This is a genomic window from Streptomyces sp. NPDC054840, from assembly GCF_053611065.1.
This window is the reverse complement of sequence record NZ_JBSGZP010000789.1, coordinates 1-3,078: the sequence shown is the minus strand read 5'-3', so window position 1 is coordinate 3,078 and position 3,078 is coordinate 1. Positions and strand designations below refer to the sequence as shown.

The window sequence follows — 3,078 nt, the reverse complement described above, 5'->3', positions numbered from 1 at the left end:
GGCCGGCGGTTCGAGGGGACGGGTGTCGGGGACGGCGCGGGGGGCGGCGCCGTCGTCGGCGTCGAAGTAGAGGATCTCGCGGCCGTCGGCGAGGTGGGTGCTCGTGCGCTTCACGGGAGGAACTCTCTCACTGACCGGCCCGACCGTACCCGGCCGGGGAGCGGGGGCGAATCCATTTTTCCGTCACTCGCCGACCGGTCCGCCGGGCAGGTGCGATGAGGCTGACAGGGCCCCAGGGGGGGGCTTCTCGCCCGCGCGGACAGTTCCGGCCGGCCGGTGGAAGCGTGGGCCCAAGCGTCACATAACGTGCCCTGCATGGATCAGGAGTACACGGCCGGGGCCGCCACGGACGGCGAAGGCGCGGGCAGGCGGCGGTTCCTCGCGATCGCGGCGGGGACGGCCACGGCTGCGGGGCTCGGGGCGGTGGCCGGTTGCGCGAACGGCGACCGTGACGGGCGGGTCCGGGCCGGGCTCCGGGGCGGCGTCGGGGTCCGCCGCGCCCGGCGGACAGCCGTCGGCGGCCGGGACACGGGGGCTCGACGTGAAGGCCGAGAACGCCCTCCCGGGCCATGCCGACTGGCCGGTGGGCAAGGCCGGCCCGGCGCGGGCCATCGAGGGGTTCTCGGACAGGGTCAGCGTCCTGCCCGGCGAGTCCTTCGGGCTGCACGTGTCGACGACCGCACCCCGGTTCACCGTCTCCGCCTACCGGATGGGCTGGTACGGCGGGGCCCGGGCGCGTCTGGTGTGGCGCTCCGAGGCCCTGCCCGGGGCTCTGCAGCCGGCGCACACGGTGGACGCTCGGACCAGGACGGTCCGCACACGGTGGACCCGTACCGCCACGGTCGGGACGAAGGACTGGCCGGAGGGAAGCTACCTGCTGCGGCTGGACGCGCAGGGCGGTGAGGGCCGGCGTTTCGTCCCGCTCACCGTCCGCTCCGCGGCGACCGCCGGCCGTACCGTCGTGGTCAACGCGGTGGCCACCTGGCAGGCGTACAACCGGTGGGGCGGCTACGGCAGTTACGACGGCCCCACCGGCGGATTCGCCTCCCGCTCCCTCGCCGTGAGCTTCGACCGGCCGTACGAGTACGACGACGGCGCGGGCCTGTTCCTGGTGTACGAGGCTCCACTGATCGCGCTGGCCGAGCGGCTCGGCATACCTCTCGCCTACACGACCACCACTGATGTGGCACGGGAGAAGCGGCTCCTGGAGGGAGCGGCGGCGGTGCTCTCGCTCGGACACGACGAGTACTGGTCGCCGGAGCAGCGGGCCCATGTCACGGCCGCCCGCGACGCCGGTACCAACATCGCGATCCTGGGCGCGAACTGCTGCTACCGCCGGATCCGCCTGGAGCCCTCCGACCTGGGGCCGGACCGTACGCTGGTCTGCTACAAGTCCTCCTACGAGCAGGACCCGGGCTTCGAGCGGGGCCATCCCGCGACGGTGGACTTCCGCTCGGCGCCCGGCGCGGACCCGGAGAGCTCGCTGCTGGGCGTGATCTACGACGGCTATCCGGTGGACGCCCCGTACGTGGTGACCAACCCCGGGCACTGGCTCTTCGAGGGCACCGGCGCGCGGGCGGGCGACCGCTTCGAGCACCTGGTCGGGGTCGAGTACGACAAGGTCGACACCGGATTCCCGACACCCCGGCCGATCGAGATCCTGGCCCACTCCCCCGTGGTGTGCGAGGGACGGCCCAGCCACCAGGACACGGCCTACTACACGGCGCCGAGCGGGGCGGGCGTGTTCGTCGACCGGGACGATGCGGTGGGTGGAGGCCCTGGACGCGACGGGCGACGGCCGCAGCGGACGCAACCACGGGCTGGACGCGCGCTCGGGGGCGCTGACCACCCGGGTGACGGAGAACCTCCTGCGGGTGTTCGCGGCGGGTCCGGCCGGCCGGACGCACCCGGCGCAGGACAACATCTTGGCGGTGTACGGGAGTTCCTGAGACACGGAACCCGGGTGCGGGCACCTGCGGGCACCTGCGGGCAGGTGCGGAAAAGGTGGACTTCGCCCGAAGAAGGTGCTTAGGATCGTGATCACGGCATCGCGTGTCGGTCACCGGCCGGGTGAGGCATGGAGGCGCCGTGACGTGCCTTTCGGAGGCATTCACTCATGTCCGTCCAGCTGAACCACACGATCATCCACTCCCGTGACAACCGGGAGTCCGCCGACTTCCTGGCACATATCCTCGGCCTGGAGGTCGGGGCCGAGTGGGGACCCTTCATCCCCGTCGAGACCGCGAACGGCGTCACCCTGGACTTCGCGACCGTCCCGGCCGAGTCCATCACCGCGCAGCACTACGCGTTCCTCGTCTCGGAGGAGGAGTTCGACGTGGCGTTCGCGAAGATCCGGTCGGCGCGGGTCCCGTACTTCGCCGACCCGCATGGCCGGCACCCCGGCGAGATCAACCACAACGACGGGGGACGCGGGGTGTACTTCACGGACCCGAGCGGCCACGGCATGGAGATCATCACGCGCCCGTACGGCTACCAGGAGCCCGGCGCCGAGTAGCCCTCGGCCGAGCAGGCGCGCGGCGGCGGATGAGCACTCCCGTTCATCTGCCGCCGGCGGCCCACCTCATGTCCTGTGGCCGTCATCCGCTCCCGGACCGGGCCGAAGGGGTCCGCGGCCGGCGTCTCGTACACCTCCCGCGTCAGCCCTCGCCCGGAATGGGCCCCGGCCTCAAGGAACAGTCGGCGCCGGGCACCGCCGGTTTCGCCGAGCACCAGCCGTGACCACTGGGCGGCGAAGAGCCCGAGGGACGCGGGTACCTCGGCGAGTGCGCCGCGCACCCGCGGTCGGGGTGGCCGCCCGCGGCGTCGACGACGGCGGGTGACAGGTCGCGCCGTGCCAGGAGGTACGGGACAGATCCAGGTGGTCGAGCAGCCGGACGCGGATGCGGTCCGGTGCGGCCACGTTGAAGCTCAGCCCCTGCAACCAGGCCTGCCGAAGCCGCGGTCCGGCCTGCGGCCCCACTCCCGATCCAGCCACCGGTCGTCGAAGCGCCGTACGCCTGTCCCCATCCGGGGAAAGGTAGACGATGTCATGGCGTGCCCGTGTCGAACCCCCGGCAC

The 3,078-nt window shown here is 72.7% G+C and carries 3 protein-coding genes; 2 read left to right on the top strand and 1 reads right to left on the bottom strand.

Annotated elements, in window-relative coordinates; translation table 11 throughout:
- The first annotated feature begins 541 nt into the window (after positions 1–541).
- Positions 542–2,032, top strand: coding sequence for a N,N-dimethylformamidase beta subunit family domain-containing protein (locus ACWGIU_RS34055; protein ID WP_453711968.1), 1,491 nt, complete (start codon positions 542–544; stop codon positions 2,030–2,032).
- 84 nt (positions 2,033–2,116) lie between these two features.
- Positions 2,117–2,515 carry a VOC family protein gene (locus ACWGIU_RS34050; RefSeq protein WP_453711967.1) on the top strand — a complete coding sequence of 133 codons (399 nt, stop codon included), beginning with the start codon at positions 2,117–2,119 and terminating at the stop codon, positions 2,513–2,515.
- On the opposite strand, the gene ACWGIU_RS34045 is transcribed toward ACWGIU_RS34050, so the two are convergent.
- Positions 2,491–2,796 (bottom strand): hypothetical protein, encoded by a 306-nt coding sequence (locus tag ACWGIU_RS34045; protein ID WP_453711966.1) that lies wholly within the window; start codon positions 2,794–2,796, stop codon positions 2,491–2,493. The two genes, ACWGIU_RS34050 and ACWGIU_RS34045, sit on opposite strands and share 25 nt — an antisense overlap.
- Positions 2,797–3,078: the final 282 nt, after the last annotated feature.